Here is a 23,132-nt window from a genome sequence, read left to right on the forward strand (position 1 = left end):
TGTTTTATGCAAATTGAGATATGAGTTTTAATAATCTTAATTGTGAAAAGAAATAGAGATTTTCTTAAACGTACTGATATGAAGTTAGACTTTCCGAGATCCTTATTTTTAGTTTTGTTTACTTTTTTGATTGTGAATACATTCGCTTCTGTTCCTGATACTACTATGGTAGTGAAAGGGGTTTATGGTGTGGTATATAGCAAAATTACTTTTAGGAAAGGGCCAATTGTTATTCATCAGTTGCGAATTGATATGTCATGCGAAAAATTTGAATTTTCAGGTAGCATCGCAAATAGTTATTTGGGATTTGGTTTGGAAAAAACTTCGCGAATGGTAGCTCGGGAAAATAAAAAGGAAAACAGAGTTATTGCTGCTGTGAATGCTGATTTTTTTGGCGGTGAGAGGCCTGTTTTTGAGAATTGTATGATTGTAGATGGAGAATTTGTAAAAGGGGTTAAAATGTCTCGTACACTTTTTATGGAGGACGAACAGGGCATTGTTCATCTAGATAACTATCAATTTAATGGAATTTGCATGGTGAACAATGATACTCTAGTTCTAGATGGTCTTAATGTTCCCGTTGAAAAACACAAAAGTTGTTTTTATAATAAGTTTTATCGAAGAATGCCGGTTCAGAATGATTCTGTAGTATATTGGAAGTTAAAGCCATTAAAAAAAGATGTTATTGGTTCTGTTGGGAGTTATCAGGTTGAAGAGTGTTTAGTTAATCCTGATTCTCTCAATTTCGTTTTAGGTCGGAAATATTTAGGTTTGGGATGCTCTGCAAAAAAAATAATAAGAGAAAATGACACGATTGACATTCGTTTAAGTATTTCACCTGAAGGTGTTGCTCCGCATTTTTTGATAGGAGGCTTACCTCGATTAATTCAGAATGGGAAAAGAATTGTCAATTTTAAAAATAGAGAAGGGCTAAGTAGAAAAGGATTTTGGAAAGATAGACATCCGCGTACCGCAATTGGTCTTGATCACAAAAATAATTATCTGTATATAGTTGTAGTAGATGGTCGCCAACCAGGCTATAGTATGGGTATGAAATTAAAAGAATTAGGCAAATACCTTAAAAAATTAGGATGCGATGATGCATTGAATTTTGATGGTGGAGGTTCATCTGCTATGATTTTTAATCAAGTATTGATGAATAAACCTTCCGATAAAAATGGAGAACGAGATGTTTCGAATATCTTTTTGATTAGAAAACGATAAAATTTTCGAATAAAACAAAATCCTGGATATTAATTCAGGTACTATGTAGTAGTGTAAAAGGGGTTCTTCGGAGCCCTTTTTGCTATTATAGTTTTTTTCGATTTGATCTTTTTCATTACCGTCACTAGCAATTTCAGCTCAATATACTTCTCTATCCATATCAGCTTTTATAATTGATGAAACTCAATTTAGGATGTTGTATATCAATTATCTAGATAATCAAGCAGAAAGAGCAAGGTGTTTTGTATGATAACTTCTTTAAAGCTAGAAATTGCAGTGTGTAGAAAATAGTTTCAGCATTAATATAAGCACTTGAAAGCATCTAATTACTTAGAGTTGAATCAATACATGTTTTCATGTTATGATTAATACAATGCAAAACATGTTGTTGAATATCTTGTGATTTAATATTAGATTAATATATTTGTATGCATGTAACATGTAATACCAATTGAAAATAAAAAAATGAAATACTTACCTATTGCTATTTTTTCTATACTACTACTTCTTCTTAGTGTGTATTCTTGTGACAAGGAGAATCAACTTTTAATTGAAGCAAATAGTATTTCCAAACAGGTAGAGGCTAAGTATTCACCAGATCAGAGAGAGGCTATTTTTAAAACGTCATTCTTTTTCGAAAATAATAAGCTGATAATTAGAGGAGAAACGAGTGAATTGATGGCAAAGCAAGCATTGTATTCTGCACTTGAAAAGTTAGATGTTGGAATATTGGATAGTCTAAATTTATTGCCAGGAAAAAGTTTAAAGGATAAAAATTGGGGAGTAATTAATTTAAGCGTTGTGAATTTAAGAGCATACCCAAAGCATTCGGCAGAACTTGTTTCACAGTCAATAATGGGAACTCCAGTTAAGCTATTGAAAGAAGACAATGGCTGGTATCAAATACAGACTCCTGATCGATATATTGCTTGGGTTGATGGTGCCGCAATTGCTCGGAAAACACTAAATGAAATGAATCAGTGGAGGAATTCGAAAAGAATAATTTTCATTCCTGATTTTGAAGTAGTAAAAGATCCAGGTCAAAATGAGGTGGTGACTGATTTGGTTGCTGGTTCAATCCTTAGAGTTGAGAATGAGAATCAAGCCAACTATGATTTGAGCTTACCAGATGGTAGAAGAATACAAGTTGATAAATCAAATTGTGAACTGTTTTCTGATTGGGAAAACCGAGAATTAGAAGATGCTACTCTTTTAACGAAAACGGCAAAGCAATTTATCGGGAGGCCTTATTTGTGGGGCGGAACTTCTGTAAAAGGGGTAGATTGTAGTGGCTTTGTTAAGTCAGTTTACTTTATAAACGGGATTATTTTGGCCCGTGATGCATCATTACAGTTTCTTCATGGAGATACCATTTCTCCTGAGCATGGGTTTTTGAAATTAGCAGAAGGAGATTTGGTTTTTTTCGGAAGAGCAAAGACAGATGAAAAGCCTATGAAAGTTACTCATGTGGGAATGTATATGAACCAAGGAGAATATATTCATTCATCAGGCAGAGTTAGGATAAATAGTTTTGAGCCTGAAGCTGAAAATTTCAATAATTACAGATCGGTTTCTTGGTTGGGTGGTAGAAGGGTTTTAAATAGAATGGGAGAGCCAGGTATAATTAGGGTTTCTGAACATCCATGGTATTAAGAGAGCAAAAGAAATGGCAATAGACAGAAGAAAATTTTTAGAAAATACAGGCTTGTTGGCAGGAGCGGCATTTTTGCTTCCTACGATGAATTCTTGCAGTGAAGCAGGAATGGGTAAATCAAATTATTCAGGAAAAGGACTGAAGCTTAGTTTTGAGTCTTATGAGTTGCAGTTAAAACATGTATTTACGATTGCATCCTTTTCCAGAACAACCACTCCGGTTATGCTTACAAAAATTGAGTGGGATGGATTTGTTGGTTATGGTGAAGCTTCAATGCCACCATATTTAGGCGAATCACATAAGACTGCAAGGAAATTTTTAAGCAGTTTAAATTTGAAACAATTTTCAGATCCGTTTCGCTTGAATGAAATTTTGAGCTATGTAGATTCTGTTGCTGAAGGAAATTGTGCTGCAAAGGCATCAATTGATATTGCATTGCACGATTTAATAGGGAAATTATTAGATAAGTCTTGGTTTGAGATCTGGGGCTATAATCAGGAAGATACTCCTGTAACAACTTTTACTATTGGCATGGATCAGCCTGATGTAGTAACCGAAAAAGTGAAGGAAGCTTCTCCTTATAAAATGTTAAAAGTGAAAATTGGTAGAGGTACCGATGAGGAGATGATTAATACAATTCGCAAAATTACAGATGTGCCTTTGTGTGTTGATGTTAATCAAGGATGGAAAGACAAACAAGAGGCATTAGATAAAATTCATTGGTTAAAAGAAAAAGGAGTTGTCTTTGTTGAGCAACCAATGGATAAGCACAATTTGGATGATATGGCATGGTTGACACAGCATAGCCCTTTGCCAACAATCGCAGATGAAGCTATTCAACGTTTGGATGATGTAGCAAAATTGCATGGTGCATATTCTGGTATCAATATTAAATTAATGAAGTGCACAGGAATGCGAGAAGCGCATAAAATGATGAATGTAGCCCGTTCATTGGATATGAAAGTGATGATAGGATGCATGACGGAAACGTCTTGTGGTGTTAGTGCGGCAGCTCAACTGTCGCCTATGGTAGATTGGGCCGATTTGGATGGAAATTTATTAATATCAAATGATCCTTTTAAAGGGATTGAGATTCTCGATGGGAAAGTAATTTTGCCCAACCGTTCGGGAATTGGAGTTATAAAAATATAAGTAATTTTTAATTATTTCTTGCTAATCTAAATTTAACACTATGAGAAAAATTGCATGCTTTACGTTAATCATGCTTCTTGGCTGGCAGGTATCCTGGGCACAGGATTTGTTAGTGAAAGGTGTGGTTACCGGTGCAGAAGACGGGTTAACTATCCCGGGTGTTTCGGTTGTCGTAAAAGGAACAACTAACGGAACAACTACCGATTTTGATGGAAAATATGAAATCAAAGTTGGAACGGATGCCATTTTGGTATTCACTTACATTGGAATGAAATCATTTGAGTCCGCAGTTGGTACTCAAGTAGAATTAAATGTGGCACTGGAAACTGATAATTTCGCGATGGATGAAATTGTAGTTGTTGGTTATGGTGTACAAAAGAAAAGTGACATTACAGGTTCGGTTGCTAGTATAAGTGCGAAGGATCTGGAAGATCAACCAGTATCAAATGCTGCAGCACTTCTTCAGGGACGCGCTGCTGGTGTTATGGTGACTCAAACTTCAGGTGCTCCAGGATCTGGGTTATCTGTTAGAGTCCGTGGTACAGGTACAGTGAATAATTCATCTCCTCTTTATGTTGTTGATGGAATTTTTCTAGATGATATTTCTAGTTTAAATCCTTCCGATTTTAAAAGTCTTGAGGTTTTGAAAGATGCTTCAGCTACCGCAATTTATGGTTCACGTGGTGCGAATGGTGTTATTTTAATCACAACCAAAACAGGTAATACAGAAAAAACAAAAGTTCAGTTCGAATTTATGACTGGTCTTCAGAGTGTTTGGAATGAGCCAGATTTAATGAATACAGAAGATTGGTTGACTACCTATAATGCTGCTCAAAACAATGCTGCTGCTTTTACAGGATCTAGTGCATACAAACCATTAAATCTTCAATCTCCTTCTGATAATTCAAAAAACACAACAGATTGGTTTGATGAAGTAACTCGTGTTGGGAAAGTTTACAAAGCTAATGCAACAGTTTCCAAAGGGGATGAAAATGGCAACACTTTATTTAGTGCTGGTTACTTTAAAAATGAGGGTGTGGTATTAAATTCTAAATATGAAAGAATTAATGCTCGTTTGAATAACAACTATAACATTGGTTCAAGAATTAAGGCTGGAATTAATGTTTCATTGTCGCATACCACTACTGATCAGGTAAATGGAAATGCAATTAATGGTATCTTAACTCTTGCTCAAAGAATGGATCCTATTACTCCAGTTAGACAAGAATCTGGAGAATATGCTTCTACTCCATATTCCGATTTGGCGAATCCGGTTGCCATTTTGAATAGAGATGTTAGAGAAAAATCAGCTCTTTTGGTTTTGGCAAATTCTTATTTGCAAGTTGAGCCAATTAAGAATTTATTTATTAGATCATCTGTAAGCTTAAATATTTCAAGATCCAAAGAGAAGACTTATTTGCCTTCTTATGATTATGGTAATGAGAAAAATTTAACCAACAGTTTATCAAAAACAACTCGAGAATTTAATGGATTTTTGAGTGAGAATACAATTTCTTACAATATGGATGTTGAAGACCATAGTATTAGTTTACTAGCTGGTTTTACTGCAGAAAAAAATAAATCTGAGTATTTGGGAGCTTCAAGGAATAACATTCCAAATGATAATGACGAATTGCAATATTTGTCAGCTTCTACAGATTTAGAAAGTACAAATGCATGGAACTCTGGAGAAGAAACAAAAATGTATTCTTATTTAGGTAGAATTAACTACAATTATGCTGATACTTATTTCTTAACAGCTTCTTTCCGTCGTGATGGTTCTTCTGTTTTTGGTCCTGATAAACGATTTGGTAGTTTTCCTTCAATGTCTTTAGGATGGAAATTGAGAAATGAAAAATTCATGGATTTTTTACCAGAAGAAATTGTGAACAGAATTAAAGTAAGAGCTGGATGGGGACGTGTAGGTAATGCAAAAATTGCTCCTTACTCATTTGCTTCTACCGTTCAAAGTAGTGATGCAAAAGTTGAGTATTCTTATGTGTTTAGTGATGGAGAACAGGCAGGAGCTGCTCCTGTTAAAATGGCTAACCTTAAAGTGCAATGGGAAACTGTTGAGTCGACTAATATTGGTCTTGATCTTGCTTTTTTGAATGATAAATTGACTTTTACAGCAGATTATTTTAAGAAAGAAACTAAAGATATGTTGGTTCAAGTGCCAATACCGCAATATGCAGGTTACGATGGTAGTCCGTATGTTAATGCTGGTACTGTAGAAAATAAAGGTTTCGAATTAAACTTAGGTTATCGAGGTAATATTGGAAATGACTTTAAATATTCTGTAAATGTAAACGCTTCTCATGTAGACAATGAAGTAACCAGTCTTGGTGGTGGAGTACCTATTTGGAGTGGAAGCGTAAGTCTTGTAGGAAGTGTTACAAGAACTGCAGAAGGATTTCCTATTGGTGCATTCTATGGTTACGAAGTAGATGGTGTTTTTCAAACTGATGCTGAAGTTGCTTCTAGTGCTCAGTCAAGTGAAGCAATTGGAGCTGGTGACTATAGATTTAAAGACCAGTGGACAGATAAAGATGAAGATGGTGTAATGGAAGAGCCAGATGGAGTAATTAATGGTGATGACCGTGTTCAAATTGGTGATCCAAATCCAGATTTATTTTATGGTGTAAATATCGATATGTCGTATAAAGGTTTCGATTTGTCAATGTTTTTCCAAGGAGTAAGTGGTAATGAAATTTTTAATGGTTTCAAATACTACAATTACGCCGATATCAAAAGATTTGCAATGGCATCTGATTATAAAAATCATTGGACTGCTCAGAATGGATCTAATTCCATGTTTGGATTAAATGCTTCTACTGTAGAGAAAAATTTGAGAGCTTCAGATTTTTACGTTGAGGATGGATCTTACTTACGTTTAAAAAACATTCAATTGGGTTATACTTTTAAAAACCTTACTCCTTGGATGTCTAATTTACGTGTTTATTTCTCTGGACAGAATGTATTTACTATTACCGATTATTCAGGATTGGATCCAGAGATTGGTGGAGGTACATTAACTCAAGGGATCGATTACGGAACCTATCCACAAGCGAGAATTTTTTCAATTGGAGCTAATTTAACTTTCTAATAGTTGATGAAAATGAAAAAAATAAGAAATATAATATTAGCAGGGCTTTTGATTTTTTCATTAGGAGCCTGTGATGAGGATTATCTGGATACCGTGAAAATCGGGGAGCAAACATCAGAGAGTTTTTATTCGAACGATGCCGAGCTGATTAAAGCGGCAAATGCATGTTATTCTCCTATGTGGGAATACCATTACAACTGGGGGCGCACCTCCTTTGGTAATTCTACTACGGATGATGCAGTAGACAGAGAAGATCTAAAAATGCGTGAGTATACCTATGACGCAACAGCATTTCTTTTCACTTATAACTATCGTTACAACTATCGTGGAATTTTGATTGCGAACCAGTTGTTGGCGAATGTGGAAGGTGAAGACATTTCTGGTGTTTCAGATAAGTCTTTACAAAATCGTGTTGTTGGTGAAGCCAAATTTATGAGAGCATATTATTATTATGACCTTGTTAAGAATTATGGTGGAGTGCCATTGGTAACCATTCCTTTATTAGGTGATGATTTGAATAAAACTCGTGCGACAGCTGCTGAGGTTTATGCTCAAATTGAAACAGACCTGAAAGCTGCAGTGGATGTACTTCCGTTAAAATCGGAATATGTTGCTAGCAAAGAGTTAGGACGTGCAACCAAAGGTGCTGCCTTAGGAATGCTTGTAAAAGTTTGTGCTTCTCAGGCAAGTATTGGTTATTCTAATCAGGATTTTTACAATAAAGATAAATGGGCTGAAGCTAAAACTTATGCAGAACAGTTATTTGCATTAGGAATGTACGATCTTTATCAAGGTGCTTATCATGATTTGTTTTCAGAAGCTGAAGAGAATAATGAAGAGTCTATTTTTGAAGTACAGTTTTACGATTCTCCTCTAGATGATGGTGCTTTTACTAACAATGGAAACTTTACTACTTTTTTAAATATGCCATGGTTAGGAGCAGCTGATCCTTACGGACGTTATCAGGCAACTTACGATTTGTATCTTGAGTTTGAAAATGACGATCCAAGACGTGAAGCTTCATTAATTAATTCAGTGCAATATGCAGATCAATGGATTCTTGAAGGAGAAACTCCAGGTGTTGTTGCTGAGGATTTGACAGGCTTTAGTAATTACAAGCATTATTTATCCAAAGAGAATTATTTAGCTTTAGGTAATTTCAGAAATTCGCCAGTTAATGAACGAATTATTCGTTTGTCAGATATGTATTTATTGTATGCTGAGGCTTGTTATCATACCGATAACGAAGGAACTGCTAGAATTTACTTGAATAAAGTTCGTGAACGTGCTCGTCAAGGCAATATCGGAGTTTTAGCTGATGTTACAGCTTCAGGAACAGCCTTGTTGGATGCAATTTATCATGAGCGTCGTGTAGAGCTTTGTGGTGAAGGCCATAGATTACATGATTTAATCAGAACAGGTAGATTAGAGACTGAACTAAAAATTGATGGATACAAAGTGAAGGCAAGCATCACAAGTGATGGAGCTGGAGGATACGTAGTTGCTGACTCTGGAGAGCCGATTTTTAAAGCAACAAATCTTACTTTACCAAAAAATATTTTCTTTCCTCTTCCACAAAGTGAAGTGGATAATACAGGAGGACTAGTAGGGCAAAACCCTGGATATTAATTCAGGTACTATGTAGTAGTAGTGTAGCAGGAGTTCATTTATTGAACTCCTGCTTTTTTTTGAATTTAACTCTCGTAGAGCTCTATTGTTTTTTTTACTATCTTCATTGAAATACTATTTTCGCTCAAAATCGAATATTTACTATCTTAAAATCAGGCAAATAACTTTAATATAAATTTTGGTTTAATTTTTGATTTATAGATTGATAGTGATTTTGGTATTTAATTAGGACTCAAAACAGAAAGTAATATGTATCGTATTAAATTTTTTTCAAATAAAATAACTCTCTTGTTCCTTTTAGCGATTTTAATATCATCGGTAGAAGTAAATGCGCAAAAAAAGAAAGAAAGAGTAAGTTCAGGTGCGTTTACATCATACGATAAGATATTTAAAGGGAATATTAATGACATTAATTTAGCTGATTATGCAGATGGACCTCATTTTTTTTGGGTTGATTCCAAACTGGTAAAATCGTGGTATGTGGATCATAAACAGGAAGGAAATACAATTACCATTCGCGAAAAGAAAATTAAAGTCAAGGGTGATTCTGTTTTGGTTAAAGGACAAAAGGGTGATTCAAATCGATATTGGTTAAGAAAAGGAGAATATCCTGTTCAAGAGTCTGAATATACAGGTGTGAAAAAGTTATTAGCCATTGGTGATGTGCATGGTGAGTATGATGTAATGGTTGAATTATTGCAAAATAATGGTGTAATAAATGAGGATCTAGATTGGTCTTGGGGTGATGGTCATTTAATTTTTATTGGAGATATTTTTGATCGAGGAGATAAAGTTACAGAGAGCTTGTATCTAATTAAAAAGTTACAAAGACAAGCGATAGCACAAAAAGGTAGACTTCATTTAATTCTTGGAAATCATGAGGTGATGATATTAATGAATGATTCTAGATATGCTGCGCCGAAATATAAAAATATGTGTAAGAGGTTGATGGTGAATTACCCTCGCTTTTTTGCAGCAGATACTGAGTTAGGGAAATGGCTAAGATCTTTAAATTCTGTTGTTAAAATTAACGATCTAATATTTGTGCATGGTGGCTTATCTCCAGATTTAGTAGAACGTGGTTTATCTTTAAAACAAATTAATGATGATATTAGGAATAGTTTGCGTGCAGATAATGAAATGTCACATGAAGAGGTAATGAAAACAACCTATTTCCCAGAGAATCCATTATGGTATAGAGGATACCTTATGAAATCAAGAAGTTATTCCATTATTAATGATGAAGAATTAGATCGAGTATTGTCGTTCTATAATGCAAAACGAATCTTTTTTGGACATACAGAGGTTGAATCAATTCGTTTCATTCATAACAATAAAGTAGGAGCCATTAATGTTCCAATGGGTTACTCGGAAATAAAACCACAAGTCTTATGTGTGGAAAACGACATGTTTTATCGTTGTTTCATTGATGGTAAAAAAGAAAAAATTGAATTGTAAAAATAGATTTAAATTTAATATGGGAAAGCGATCATCATTAATCTTGCAAGCCATGCATGTAAATAAGGATTTCGTATTAAAAACATTGTTTGTTGTTTTGATACTTGCAGTAGCTCTTCCTACCAATGCGATTACTCGTAACAATAGAGATAGCTTACTTAAACTACCCTTGTTTAAATATGAAAAGTTACTCGATCTAGAATTGAAAACTGATATGATCTCTCTATTGAATGATATTGGAGAGGAAAGAGACTATCATAAATGCTTGTTTAAATCAATAGGTGCTGATTGGGCTTTGCCTAAAGAAATTGAAGTGAAAGTAAAAACTCGTGGTAATTTTAGAAGAAGAAAACAGAATTGTAATTTTCCTCCTCTTAGATTTAAATTTCCGTTGGATTTGCTAAAAGGGACAGAGTTTGTTGGACAGGATCGTTTAAAATATGTTAGCCATTGTCAATCTTCTATGGATGGTTACGAGCAAAATACCATTAAGGAATATCTCGTTTATAAGATGTACAATTTAATAGATAAACATAGTTATCGTGTTCGTTTAACGCGTATTCGATTTGTTGATACTATTTATGGAGACTCATTGCAAAGAATAGGCTTCTTTCTAGAGGATAAAAAAGACGTTGCCATACGAAATGGGAAAACCATATTACAATATAAGAATATCCAACAGTATAATATCCTAAGAAGTAATATGGTAATGTTGTCATTATTTCAAATGATGGTTGGAAATTCAGATTGGGATGTTTCTCGACTTCATAACATAGATCTTTTATCCGTAGATGAGAATAGTATTCCTGTAGCAGTCCCTTTTGATTTTGATTGGTGTAGTATTGTCGATCATTCTTATTATACGCCAGATCCTAGAATTGATATGGATGGTAAATACAAAAGAATGTATAAGGGCTATCGATGGAGTGATGAAGAATTTAAAACTGCTTTTTCTAAATTTAAGAATTTAAAAGAATCTTTTTTAGAATTGATATCTGAAAATAGGTATCTTAATGAGGAGAGCAAACAAAGTATGATGAACTACATTCTTACCTTTTATGAATTACTAGATTCACCAAGAGATATAAAAGTTGAAATTGAGAAAAAAGCTCAAATTATTCCAAAAATGAAATAAAAAGAGATTTTTTTATAAAAAACTTGAAATTTTAAGCGCAAACGATAAAAATATGGGGTTTCCACCCTGTTTTTATCGTTTTTTTGTTGAGTTGCCTTACTTTTTTAGGATGTGGAATTGTGAAATTGATTTTTTTTATTCACATTTGTACTGTTGCTAAAGGGGGTGTTGAGTAAAAATATAATTACTTTTTTGCTGAGTACCCCTTTTTTCAATACGGATTGAATTAAAAATTAACTAAAATTTTACGTTTATGGCCACAATTAGATTTAAAGCGTTAGGAGAACTACTTTCGAGGAAACCTGTTGCTGTTAGTATACCTTCCAATAAGGTGACTGATTATTATGGAGATCTAGTATTTAATACGGACTCTATGAGAAAATATCTATCAAAGGAAGCTTTTAAAGCTGTTATAGATGCTAATCAGAATGGTGGCGCTATTGATAGAAAAATGGCTTCTGGTGTTGCAGCAGGTATGAAAGCTTGGGCAATTGAAAACAATGTGACTCACTATACTCACTGGTTTCAGCCTCTAACAGATGGTACAGCCGAGAAACACGATGGTTTTATCGATTATGGCGATGGCGGTCATATGATAGAAAATTTCTCAGGTGACTTATTAACTCAGCAAGAACCAGATGCATCATCTTTCCCTTCAGGTGGTATCCGTCAAACTTTCGAAGCGCGTGGTTATACGGCTTGGGATGTGTCTTCGCCTGCCTTTATTGTAGGAACAACACTCTGTATTCCTACGGTATTTATTTCCTATACAGGTGAAGCTCTTGATTACAAAACCCCACTTTTAAAAGCTCTGGCTGCTGTGGATGAGGCTGCCGTGGGGGTTTGTCAGTATTTTGACAAAAATGTAACCAAGGTTCATACCAATTTAGGATGGGAGCAAGAGTACTTCCTAATCGATGAGGCTTTATATCAGGCTCGACCAGATTTAGCTTTAACGGGGCGTACTTTGATGGGACATTCATCATCGAAAGATCAGCAGTTGGATGATCATTACTTTGGATCTATTCCTGAGCGTGTAACGAATTTTATGATGGAGTTGGAGTTGGAATGTCATAAGTTAGGTATTCCGGTTAAGACTCGTCACAACGAGGTGGCTCCAAGTCAGTTTGAGTTAGCTCCTATTTATGAAGAAGCGAATTTAGCTAACGACCACAATCAATTGTTGATGGATGTAATGAAAAAGGTGGCTCGTCATCATAAATTCAGAGTCTTATTTCACGAAAAGCCATTTGCCGGAATTAATGGATCAGGTAAGCACAATAACTGGTCACTGGGAACAGATACAGGTGTTGTTTTGTTGGCTCCAGGTAAAAATCCAAAAGGAAATATTCAATTTCTATGTTTCGTTGTAAATACTTTGATGGCTGTTTATAAAAATCAGGATTTATTGCGTGCATCAATATTAACGGCTTCCAATAGTCACCGACTGGGTGCTAACGAAGCACCTCCATCAATTATTTCAGCATTCCTTGGTGATGAGGTTTCTAAAATGCTAGATAAGATTGTAGAAGAAGTTGGAGAGAGAAAAATGACTCCGGATGAGAAAACTGCATTAAAGTTGGGTATTGGTCGTATTCCTGAGATTATTCTTGATAATACGGATCGTAATCGTACTTCTCCTTTTGCTTTTACTGGAAATCGATTTGAATTTCGAGCAGTAGGTTCCAGTACGAATAATGCGGCAGCCATGACAGCTTTGAATGCAGCAGTTGCAGTTCAGTTGACTGAATTTAAAAATGCAGTTGATTTCTTAATAGAAGAAGGTATTAAGAAAGATGAAGCCATTTTCCAGGTGATGAAAAAGATGATTATTGAATCCAAGCCAATTCGTTTTAATGGTGACGGTTATTCTGATAATTGGGTTGAAGAAGCCAAAGAGAGAGGTCTAACAAATATTACAAGTGTACCAGAATCAATCTCTAAGTATTTAGATCCGGAGGCTAAGAAAGCATTGGTTGGAAGTGGTGTGATGACTAATAAAGAACTTGAAGCTCGTGTAGAAGTTGAAATGGAAAAGTTTACCAAGAAAATTCAGATTGAATCACGTGTACTTGGAGATTTGGCGATTAACCATATTGTTCCGGTTGCTGTAGCTTATCAGACTAAGTTGATACAGAATGTTCAAGGTTTGAGAGACATTTTTGATAATGGTGAGTTTGAGGAGATGGCAGGAGCTAGAAAGGACTTGATTAGGCAAATTTCAAATCATATCTCTACAATTAAAGCTAAGGTTATAGGAATGGTTGCAGCTCGTAAGGAGTGTAATATGATTGAAGATGCAACCGAATCGGCATTTGCATACGATAAAAATGTTTGCCATTATCTAGATGAAATTAGATACCATATCGATAAACTTGAGTTGGTTGTTGATAATGAAATGTGGCCATTGCCTAAGTACCGTGAGTTGTTATTCAATAATTAATTCAGACAACAATATTTTTACCAAAAAGGATGTTCTTTTAAAGAGCATCCTTTTTTGTTTTGTATCAGAATAAATTATCTAGCATAACATTCTATTGACCTATAGAATAAAATATTTATTTTTATACCTTGTTAGCTCAATTATTGAATCTTAAAATCAACTGATGAAGTTTCTTACTCAATTTTGTATTCTTATTATTCTAGGGGCATTAGCTTCTTGCTCTTCAAAATCTTACGTTAAGCGTGGCGATAAAATGCTTGAGTCTGGACGATATTATTATGCTCAGAGTTTATACGAAAAGGCTTATAAAAAATCGAAAGATAAAGAGGCTAAAGCGGATATTGCCTTTAAGGCAGCATCTTGTTTCGATCAAGTAAATCAAGGACGAAAAGCATCTTCATGGTACAGAAAAGCAATAATGAATCGTGATACATTCTCGAATGCGGTATTGAATTTGGCTTATGTCGAAGTCAAAAATGGAAGAATGGAAGAAGCGGAAGAGAACTTTTGGGAATATGTAGACCTTAAACCCGAAGTAAAGAAGGAAGGTGATCCTTCAGAAATGTTAGAAAGGATAAAAAAGTGGGAAGAATTTCCAGGAAGATATAAAGTAGAATTGCTAAAAGATTTTAGTTCTACATCTAGTGATTTTGCACCTATTTATATGGGGAAAGATACAAATGTCATCTTTTTTTCATCAAATAGAAAATTGAAGGATAAGCCAAAAAAAGATGGGGTAACTGGAGAATATTATTCGAATATTTTTGAATCGCATTATTCTAATGAGGTGGTTCGAAAGAGTCGTAAGAAAAAAGGAAAGAAGATGACCACGCGTAAAGTTCTTGTGGATACTTACCAGTGGAGTAAAGCAAGAGGAGTTGGGGACACAATTAATTCTGACTGGAATGAAGGAGCTGCATGTTTTTCTCCAGAAGCTGATGTCTTGTATTATACTTCTTCAATGAAAGTGAATAAAAATAATCAGGGCACTAAAATATTCGTTGTTAAAAGAGAAGATGATGGTTGGGGTAGAGTGAGCCAACTAGATTTAGTTCCAGATAGCTTGTCGGTTGGACATCCATCTATATCTGCCGATGGTAATATTCTTTATTTTGTTTCCGATATGCCAGGTGGTTACGGAGGAAACGATATTTGGATGGCTAAGAAAAGTGGAAGTTCTTGGAGTGAGCCACAAAATTTGGGAAGACCAATCAACACGCCGAATGATGAACTATTCCCGTATATAAAAGAAAATGGAGATTTGTTTTTTGCCTCCGACCGAACCGAAGGAATGGGAGGATTAGATATTTATCAGGCCAAGCGCGAGAAAACTGGAGTTTGGACTGTCGAGAATATGAAATATCCAATTAATTCTACTGCTGATGATTTTGCAATGGTTTTCCAAATTGGACAGGAAAAAGGAATGTTTACATCTTCAAGAAAAAAAGGAAACGACGATATCTATCGTTTTGATTTTGTTCCATTGCAATTTTCTTTTGTGGGAAATGTGGTCAATAGTGAATCAAAAGAACCAGTTGAAAAAGCACGTGTTCACATTGTGTCTTCCGATGGAAACCAGAAAGATGTAAAAGCAAATCAGGAAGGGAAATTTACTGTTGACTTATTACCTGGTTTGGAATATGTAGTAATGGTATCGGCCGATGGATATTTGAATGGAAAGGAACTGGTAAATACTTTAGACCTTACTGTTAGTCGAAATTTTAAAGCTATGATTGGTTTAAATCCTATCGAGAAGCCAATCGAATTGCCAAATATTTTTTATGATTTTGGATCTTGGACATTAAGAGATGAATCGAAAACGGCTTTGGATGGTTTAGTTGAAACTTTAAATGATAACCCAAAAATTACCATAGAGCTAGGTTCTCATACCGATTTTGTAGGAAGTGAATCAACAAATCAAGGCTTATCGCAAAAAAGAGCTCAGTCTGTTGTCGATTATTTAATCGAAAAAGGAATTAATTGGGATCGATTGGTAGCGCAAGGTTATGGCGAAGCGAAGCCTTTAATAATTTCATCCGATAAGGCAAAAGAATATGATTTCTTGAAAGAAGGAGATGTTCTAACTGAATGGGTGATTAGTAAATTACAAGAAAAACAAAAAGAAATAGCCAATCAGTTGAATCGTAGAACCGATTTTAGAGTGTTATCGACAGATTATGTCCCAGGACCGAACTCTAAAAATAAGCCAGGTGTAAATTCAGATCAAATTGGAAATACAATTATTAAAAATCTGAGTGGAATAAAAGGAGTGTTCTATACGATTCAAATAGGAGCTTTTAGTAAAAATACAATTCCACCGGTAATTCAAAAATATAAAGTTGTATTTAGAGGCGAAGTAGATGCCAATACGGTGAGATATACCACAGGTATTTTTGATGATGTTGAGGAAGCAAGAGCTGAAGCAGATAAGATTACAAAAACAGGAATTAAAGCATTTGTAATCGCATACAATAAAGGGAAAAAGATTACCTTTGCCGAAGCAAAAAAAATGAAGAAGTAGAAATGGAAAATTGATTGGGTAAATGGCTGTGTAAGTTTCCTTTGGTTGCATATGTGGTTTTTGCCTTTCACCTTTTTACTTTCACCTTTTTATTCTAAACAACCATGAGAAAAGACGAAAGATATAACTTAAGAGGCGTTTCCGCATCAAAGGAAGATGTGCATAATGCAATAAAAAACATTGATAAAGGGCTTTATCCAAAGGCTTTTTGTAAGGTGATTCCTGATTATTTAACGGGAGACGATGTGTACTGTAATATCATGCATGCTGATGGGGCAGGAACAAAATCTGCTTTAGCTTATATGTATTGGAAAGAGACGGGGGACTTGTCGGTTTGGAAAGGTATTGCTCAGGATGCAATCATTATGAATCTTGATGATTTACTTTGTGTTGGTGCTGTTGATAATATTCTGCTTTCGTCGACAATTGGTCGCAACAAAAACCTGATTCCAGGTGAGGTTATTTCTGAAATTATTAATGGAACTGAGGAATTGCTTGCAGAGTACCGTGAGCTAGGTGTGAATATTTACTCAACTGGTGGCGAAACGGCTGATGTTGGAGATTTGGTTCGTACTATAATTGTCGATTCTACGGTTACTTGCCGTATGAAACGTGAGGATGTTATCACAAATGAAAAAATTCAAGCTGGTGATGTTATCGTTGGTTTGGAGTCATTTGGTAAGGCAACATACGAAGAAACTTATAACGGCGGAATGGGATCTAACGGGTTGACTTCTGCTCGTCATGATGTTTTCTCGAAATATCTTGCTAAAAAATATCCAGAAAGCTATGATGGTGCAGTTCCTGAAGAGTTGGTGTATTCTGGTAATTGTAAATTAACAGATGCTGTTGAAGGTACAGAATTGGATGCGGGTAAGTTAGTATTGTCTGCGACTCGTACTTTTGCTCCTATTGTAAAAGTAGCTCTGGATAAGTTTCGTTCTCAAATTCATGGTATGATTCATTGTTCGGGTGGAGCTCAAACAAAAGTTCTTCACTTTGTAGACAATCTTCATATCGTAAAAGATAACATGTTTGATGTGCCTCCATTGTTCAAATTGATTAAAGAACAAAGTGGAACAGATTGGGCTGAAATGTATAAGGTATTTAATATGGGACATCGTTATGAGTTCTATGTGCCTCAAGATATCGCTGAAGAAATTATTGCCATTTCTAAAGAATTTAATGTCGATGCAAAAATTGTAGGTCGATGTGAAGAAGGAAAAGGTAAGAAATTGACAATCAAAAGTGAGTTTGGTGAATTTGAATACTAAACCATCTTAAAATATTTCTCAAATAAGGCCATCTACTTGTAGATGGCCTTATTTTTTGATTAATCATTTAGTTCAAATCCCCATTCTTTTAGGATGTTGGGTTCATCCGGATAAACTGTTAATAGAAGATTCCGGATACTCCGGATTTCTTTTGAAATAAATTTTAAATCATTTTCTTTTCTGAATTCACGATAAGAAATGCTTTTTTCTGGTTGTTGATCTTTCAAAGATCGAATACTGTTTGATTTTTCAACCAAACGATCCATGTTAACAGCGCCATTAAGTAAACTCTTCTTTTTAGTGGCCTTGTGTCGTTCATTAATTTTTACCAATAGACCCAATAATCGGTCTTCGCTTCTAGGGATTCTGACTTTTACCATAAGCTTATTTTTAAGCGTTTGCTTTAACTTCAAAAAACAAGACATTGTTACTACTCCTGTGTTTACGATCCTTGAAAGTAAATGGAGAGGGTAATTTTTCTATTAAAAATTTGGTGCAACTACACTAGCTATAAGTTTCTATTAAAATTAACCATCTTAAGCTAAAAAGTAAAGGGCTGTTAATAATTATTTATAATTTAAAATCAAACTAAACATTGAGGGAGATCTTAAAAAAAACAACTCTTAATTCTAATAATTTATTTGAAGATTATAATTGTAAATAAGTTGATTATTATTCCTTAAAAGAGGTTAAATAATAAAAAGGGTAATCTAAATTGGCAAAGCCTTATTTAAAGTGATTTTATTTTCCTAATTTTGTGCAAATTTTAAGAGATTATAGGAATGAGCGATAATGTGTTACTAGGGAAACTAGAAGGTGTTTTTATCCGCTTCAAGGAGGTTAGTCAGCTGATTACCGACCCTGATGTTATGGGTGATATGAAACGCTATGTTAAGCTAAGCAAAGAATATAAAGAATTGGAGTTAGTCGATTCTGCTGCAAAAGAATATAGAAGTGCACTTGATACTATTGCCGAATCAAAGGAGATATTAGCCACTGAGAGCGATGAAGAATTGCGCGAAATGGCAAAAATGGAATTGGAAGAGCTTGAGGATAAGTTACCAGAAATGGAGCAAAATATTAAATTGCTTTTGGTACCTGCAGACCCTGAAGATTCTAAAAATGCGATTCTTGAAATTCGTGCGGGTGCTGGTGGTGATGAGGCTAGTATTTTTGCAGGTGATTTATATAGAATGTATACCAAATTCTGTGAGAGTAGAGGATGGAGAGTTACAATGTCTTCTTGTAGTGAAGGAACTTCGGGGGGGTACAAAGAAGTTGTTTTGAATGTAACAGGAGCTAATGTTTATGGTGTCTTGAAATATGAATCAGGTGTACACCGTGTTCAGCGAGTTCCTCAAACTGAGACTCAGGGGCGTGTTCATACTAGTGCTGCATCAGTAGCTGTATTACCGGAAGCTGAAGAGTTTGATATTGATGTAAAAGAAAGTGATATCCGAAAAGATACCTACTGTTCTTCAGGCCCAGGTGGACAGTCGGTAAATACAACTTACTCGGCTATTCGTTTGACTCATATTCCAACAGGTATTGTTGTAACTTGTCAGGATCAGAAGTCTCAGCTTAAGAATTTAGCTAAAGCGATGATCGAATTACGTTCTCGTATTTACGCAATGGAACATCAAAAGTATTTGGATGAAATTTCATCTAAGCGTAAGACAATGGTTTCTACTGGTGACCGTTCGGCAAAAATTAGAACATACAATTACCCACAAGGTCGTGTTACCGATCATAGAATTAATTTGACGATGTATAATTTGAGCGCTATTATTGATGGCGATATCCAAGAGATTATCGATAAGCTTCAGGTTGAAGAAAATGCAGAGCGACTTAAGGAAAGTGGTTTATAATGATATTTGGCAGTGGTATCCCCACTGCCTTTTTTGTATTAACTAGTAAACAACCTACAAATGAATTATCAAGCTTTATTCGAACAAATTAAATTAAAGAAATCTTTCCTATGTGTTGGTTTAGATACTGATGAAAAAAAGATTCCGGAGCATTTGCTAAAGGAGGAAGATCCGATTTTTGAATTCAACAAAGCTATTGTTGATGCAACTGCACACTTGGTTGTTGCCTATAAGCCAAATATTGCCTTTTACGAATGTAAAGGAGCTAAAGGATGGCTTTCTTTGGAGAAAACAGTTTGTTATATCAAGGAAAATTACCCGGAGATTTTTCTAATTGCAGATGCTAAACGTGGTGATATTGGAAATACATCAAAAATGTATGCAAGTGCATTTCTTGAGAATATGCCATTCGATTCTATTACGGTTGCACCCTATATGGGAGAAGATTCGGTAACGCCTTTCCTTTCGTATAAAGATAAGTGGGTTATTTTATTAGCATTAACTTCAAATAAGGGCGCTTTCGATTTCCAATTCTTTCAAGAAGGTGAGCAAAAATTGTTCGAGAAAGTTCTTGAAAAATCACAGGATTGGGGCTCTCATGATAATATGATGTATGTAGTAGGTGCTACTAAGGCTGAAATGTTGTCTGATATTCGTAAGATTGCTCCAAATCACTTTTTGCTAGTGCCGGGAGTTGGAGCACAGGGCGGAAGCTTGCAGGAAGTTGCCAAATATGGAATGAATGATCATTGTGGTTTACTTGTGAATTCCTCAAGGGGCATTATTTATGCTGATACTTCAGAGAAGTTTGCTCAAGTAGCAAAGGTAAAAGCTGAAGAACTACAGCAGGAAATGGAATTGTTATTAAAAGATAAAGAGCTGATTTAAATTCAGTTTTGCAAATAGATGAAGGCGGTAATTATTTAATTACCGCCTTTTTTATTGATAAATAAGTGATAATTGGTTAAATTCGATCGTAACAAAATAAGATCGATTCAATGAATGAAGATTTTTTACAGTTTATCTGGAAACAAAATCTATTTTCCAAATCAAAACAATTCTCTACAAAGGGCAATGAAATTGAAATTATTGATGTTGGAAGACAAAATTTTGATTCAGGACCAGATTTTTTCGATGCCAGAATTAAATTAGACAATGTCCTTTGGGCAGGGAATGTTGAAATACATTTAAAATCATCATCTTGGTATCAGCACGGACATGATTCCGATTCAGCATACGATAATGTGATTTTGCACGTCGTTTTAGAAGACGATGCTAGTGTTGTTTTGAATAACGATAGAGAAATTCCTTGTTTGCAACTTCAGTTTACGCCCGATTTATTAAACAACTATCAAATGTTGATGTCTTCTCAGAGATGGATACCTTGTTTTGATGAATTAAAAAATGTTGAGAAATTCTTTGTAAACAATTGGCTGGATCGGATGTTGATAGAACGTTTGGAACGAAAAGCATTAGAGATTGAGAAGATTCTGATTCAAAATAAGAACTCCTGGGAGGATACGCTATACCAAGTATTGGCTCGCTACTTTGGTATGAGAGTAAATGCAGATCCGTTTCAGCAGTTGGCAAGATCGATCCCATTAAAGTTTTTGGCAAAGCAAAAAAACTCACTTTTTCAATTGGAAGCAATGTTGTTTGGGCAATCTGGTTTATTAGCAAAATACGATTGTGATGATGATTACCTTCTTAAATTAAAAAACGAGTATCGGTTCTTAGCTCAAAAATTCCAATTAGAACCTATTGCTTCCAGTCGTTGGAAGTGGTTGCGTTTGCGTCCGCCTAATTTTCCAACAGTAAGAATTGCTCAATTTGCCTCTTTGGTTCATCAGTCGGAATCTTTATTCTCCAAATTTATCAAAGCAAAAAGTATTACTGATGTTTCAAATTTATTAAAATGTGAAGCTTCAGCTTATTGGACTACGCATTACCAGTTTGGGGAGGAGTCTATCGAAAAGAAAAAAAATATGGGAAAAACTGGGATTGATGCTTTAATTATTAATTGCGTTGTTCCTCTTTTGTTTCTTTATGGAACGCATCATGATTTGCAAAAATTAAAGGATAAAGCTTGTGATTTTCTTTCTCAGCTTCCAAGTGAGAAAAATGCAATAATAAATAAATGGAAGGATTGTGGCGTCGAAGTTATGACGGCTTATCAATCCCAGGCTTTATTGCAATTAAAAACAACTTATTGTGATCATGCTAGTTGTTTGCAGTGCGAGTTTGGAAACAGAATTATTCGAAATGTAAATGTTGATTGTTCATGATAAAAAGATGGTGTGTGCCTTGTAATAGTTAGGCTTTATTGAGTATATTAGATTTTAATCTGATTGTGTATGAATAAACAGAAAATTTGGGAGGAAAATATAAGAAGCTTAGGCATCGCCATGTTCTCTTTAGTTCTTGCCATTGTTATTGGTACTGGCGGGTATATGTTGCTGAATGATGCATATTCTTTGGTTGATGCCTTTTATATGACTGTAATAACTATTACAACTGTTGGTTTTACCGAGGTTCACCCAATGACTGATGCGGGTAAGTTGTTTACGATATTTCTAATTTTCGTAAGTTTTGGGATATTTGGATATTTAGCATCAGCTATTACCAGATTTATATTAGATGGAGTTTTTCGTAGAAATTTAAAAGACTATAGAATCGTGAGAAGTATTGAAAAATTGAAAGGGCATGTTATTGTTTGTGGTTATGGAAGAAATGGAAAACAAGCTTGTTTGGAATTGATTGAACATGGAGAAAATGTTGTAGTGATCGATTCTGAAGAAAGTTCAATTGACAGAATTCGATTGCAGCCAGAGCTTTTGTTTGTTCAGGGAGATGCAACTCAAGAGGATGTTTTAAATATGGCCAATATTGCAGAAGCGAAAGCATTGATTACTGCGATTCCAAATGATGCAGAGAATGTATATGTAGTTTTAACTGCTCGAGAAATGAATTCTAAAATTAAAATCATATCGCGATCGGAGAAAAGTCAGTCAGATAATAAGCTAAAAAGAGCTGGGGCAGATAATGTAATAATGCCAGATCGAATAGGTGGGCAGCAAATGGCGAAGTTGGTTGCTCAACCAGACGTGGTTGAATTTTTGGATAATATTTTACTTCAGTCTACTAAAGGGGTGAAGCTAGAAGAGGTGAGTTGCCGGGGGTTAGCTGAATGTTTTGTTGGGAAGTCTATACGCGAGTTAAATGTTAGAGATCGGTCAGGCGCAAATATTATTGGATTAAAAGATCAGGATGGTGTTTACATTTACAATCCATCACCAGAAATTGTGCTCGATAGGTATTTTCATTTATTTGTATTGGGTAATAAAGAACAAGTTTATAATCTAAAACAATTATTGGTAGTTGGAGAATAGTTAATAAGTGACTACTGAAAAGAATAAAAAAAAATCACAACACTTGTTGTGATTTTTTTTATTGTTGTAAATCAGCCTGTTGTATTTTTATCTATATTTTTTTTCAAAATCATTTGGAAGTATGGATGATCTTCTGTTATATTTGCATCCACTTTCAACGGAGAGTGGATTTATAAAATGGTTGTTTAGTAGTATTTTATAGGCAGTGGTAGGGTGGTCGTAGGAATCTTTTTATGATTGTAATATTTCTTACACCTACTAAACGACAATTTTATTTTT

The 23,132-nt window shown here is 34.8% G+C and carries 15 protein-coding genes; 14 read left to right on the forward strand and 1 reads right to left on the reverse strand.

Annotated elements, in window-relative coordinates; translation table 11 throughout:
* Nucleotides 1-42 precede the first annotated feature (42 nt).
* The 10 genes from L3049_RS20700 to L3049_RS20745 all read left to right on the forward strand — a co-directional run bounded on the left by L3049_RS20700 (nucleotide 43) and on the right by L3049_RS20745 (nucleotide 17,596).
* Nucleotides 43-1,224, forward strand: coding sequence for a phosphodiester glycosidase family protein (locus tag L3049_RS20700; protein ID WP_275111743.1), 1,182 nt, complete (start codon nucleotides 43-45; stop codon nucleotides 1,222-1,224).
* Between the two features lie 465 nt (nucleotides 1,225-1,689).
* Nucleotides 1,690-2,877, forward strand: a complete 1,188-nt coding sequence (locus tag L3049_RS20705) for a C40 family peptidase (protein WP_275111744.1) — start codon at nucleotides 1,690-1,692, stop codon at nucleotides 2,875-2,877.
* Nucleotides 2,878-2,890: 13 nt separating this feature from the next.
* Entirely contained in the window at nucleotides 2,891-4,030 is a 1,140-nt protein-coding gene (locus L3049_RS20710) for a dipeptide epimerase (RefSeq protein WP_275111745.1), read from the forward strand.
* Between the two features lie 40 nt (nucleotides 4,031-4,070).
* Nucleotides 4,071-7,136, forward strand: coding sequence for a SusC/RagA family TonB-linked outer membrane protein (locus L3049_RS20715; protein ID WP_275111746.1), 3,066 nt, complete (start codon nucleotides 4,071-4,073; stop codon nucleotides 7,134-7,136).
* Nucleotides 7,137-7,148: 12 nt separating this feature from the next.
* The gene (locus tag L3049_RS20720; RefSeq protein ID WP_275111747.1) at nucleotides 7,149-8,765 is read left to right on the forward strand and encodes a RagB/SusD family nutrient uptake outer membrane protein; all 1,617 of its coding nucleotides are present in this window, start codon (nucleotides 7,149-7,151) and stop codon (nucleotides 8,763-8,765) included.
* Between the two features lie 249 nt (nucleotides 8,766-9,014).
* Nucleotides 9,015-10,223, forward strand: a complete 1,209-nt coding sequence (locus L3049_RS20725; RefSeq protein WP_275111748.1) for a metallophosphoesterase — start codon at nucleotides 9,015-9,017, stop codon at nucleotides 10,221-10,223.
* Nucleotides 10,224-10,242: 19 nt separating this feature from the next.
* On the forward strand, nucleotides 10,243-11,358 hold the full coding sequence (locus tag L3049_RS20730; RefSeq protein WP_275111749.1) for a hypothetical protein: 1,116 nt from the start codon (nucleotides 10,243-10,245) through the stop codon (nucleotides 11,356-11,358).
* Nucleotides 11,359-11,611: 253 nt separating this feature from the next.
* Entirely contained in the window at nucleotides 11,612-13,801 is a 2,190-nt protein-coding gene (locus L3049_RS20735; RefSeq protein ID WP_275111750.1) for a glutamine synthetase III family protein, read from the forward strand.
* Between the two features lie 163 nt (nucleotides 13,802-13,964).
* A complete protein-coding gene (gene porE / locus L3049_RS20740) occupies nucleotides 13,965-16,322 on the forward strand; it encodes a PorE family type IX secretion system protein (protein WP_275111751.1) in 2,358 nt (785 codons plus the stop codon).
* Between the two features lie 104 nt (nucleotides 16,323-16,426).
* Nucleotides 16,427-17,596 (forward strand): AIR synthase related protein, encoded by a 1,170-nt coding sequence (locus tag L3049_RS20745; RefSeq protein ID WP_275111752.1) that lies wholly within the window; start codon nucleotides 16,427-16,429, stop codon nucleotides 17,594-17,596.
* A gap of 59 nt (nucleotides 17,597-17,655) precedes the next feature.
* Here the strand turns inward: L3049_RS20745 and L3049_RS20750 are convergent, their stop codons facing one another.
* Nucleotides 17,656-17,976 (reverse strand): hypothetical protein, encoded by a 321-nt coding sequence (locus tag L3049_RS20750; protein WP_275111753.1) that lies wholly within the window; start codon nucleotides 17,974-17,976, stop codon nucleotides 17,656-17,658.
* A 402-nt stretch (nucleotides 17,977-18,378) separates the two neighbouring features.
* On the opposite strand from L3049_RS20750, the gene prfA reads away from it, so the two are divergent.
* The 4 genes from prfA (at nucleotide 18,379) to L3049_RS20770 (ending at nucleotide 22,853) form a co-directional block, all read left to right on the forward strand.
* On the forward strand, nucleotides 18,379-19,464 hold the full coding sequence (gene prfA, locus L3049_RS20755; RefSeq protein ID WP_275111754.1) for a peptide chain release factor 1: 1,086 nt from the start codon (nucleotides 18,379-18,381) through the stop codon (nucleotides 19,462-19,464).
* Between the two features lie 60 nt (nucleotides 19,465-19,524).
* Entirely contained in the window at nucleotides 19,525-20,352 is an 828-nt protein-coding gene (gene pyrF, locus L3049_RS20760) for an orotidine-5'-phosphate decarboxylase (protein WP_275111755.1), read from the forward strand.
* Nucleotides 20,353-20,462: 110 nt separating this feature from the next.
* Nucleotides 20,463-21,749, forward strand: a complete 1,287-nt coding sequence (locus L3049_RS20765; RefSeq protein ID WP_275111756.1) for a DUF2851 family protein — start codon at nucleotides 20,463-20,465, stop codon at nucleotides 21,747-21,749.
* Between the two features lie 69 nt (nucleotides 21,750-21,818).
* Nucleotides 21,819-22,853 (forward strand): potassium channel family protein, encoded by a 1,035-nt coding sequence (locus tag L3049_RS20770; protein ID WP_275111757.1) that lies wholly within the window; start codon nucleotides 21,819-21,821, stop codon nucleotides 22,851-22,853.
* Nucleotides 22,854-23,132 lie beyond the last annotated feature (279 nt).

The organism is Labilibaculum sp. DW002, from assembly GCF_029029525.1.
Lineage (GTDB): Bacteria > Bacteroidota > Bacteroidia > Bacteroidales > Marinifilaceae > Paralabilibaculum > Paralabilibaculum antarcticum.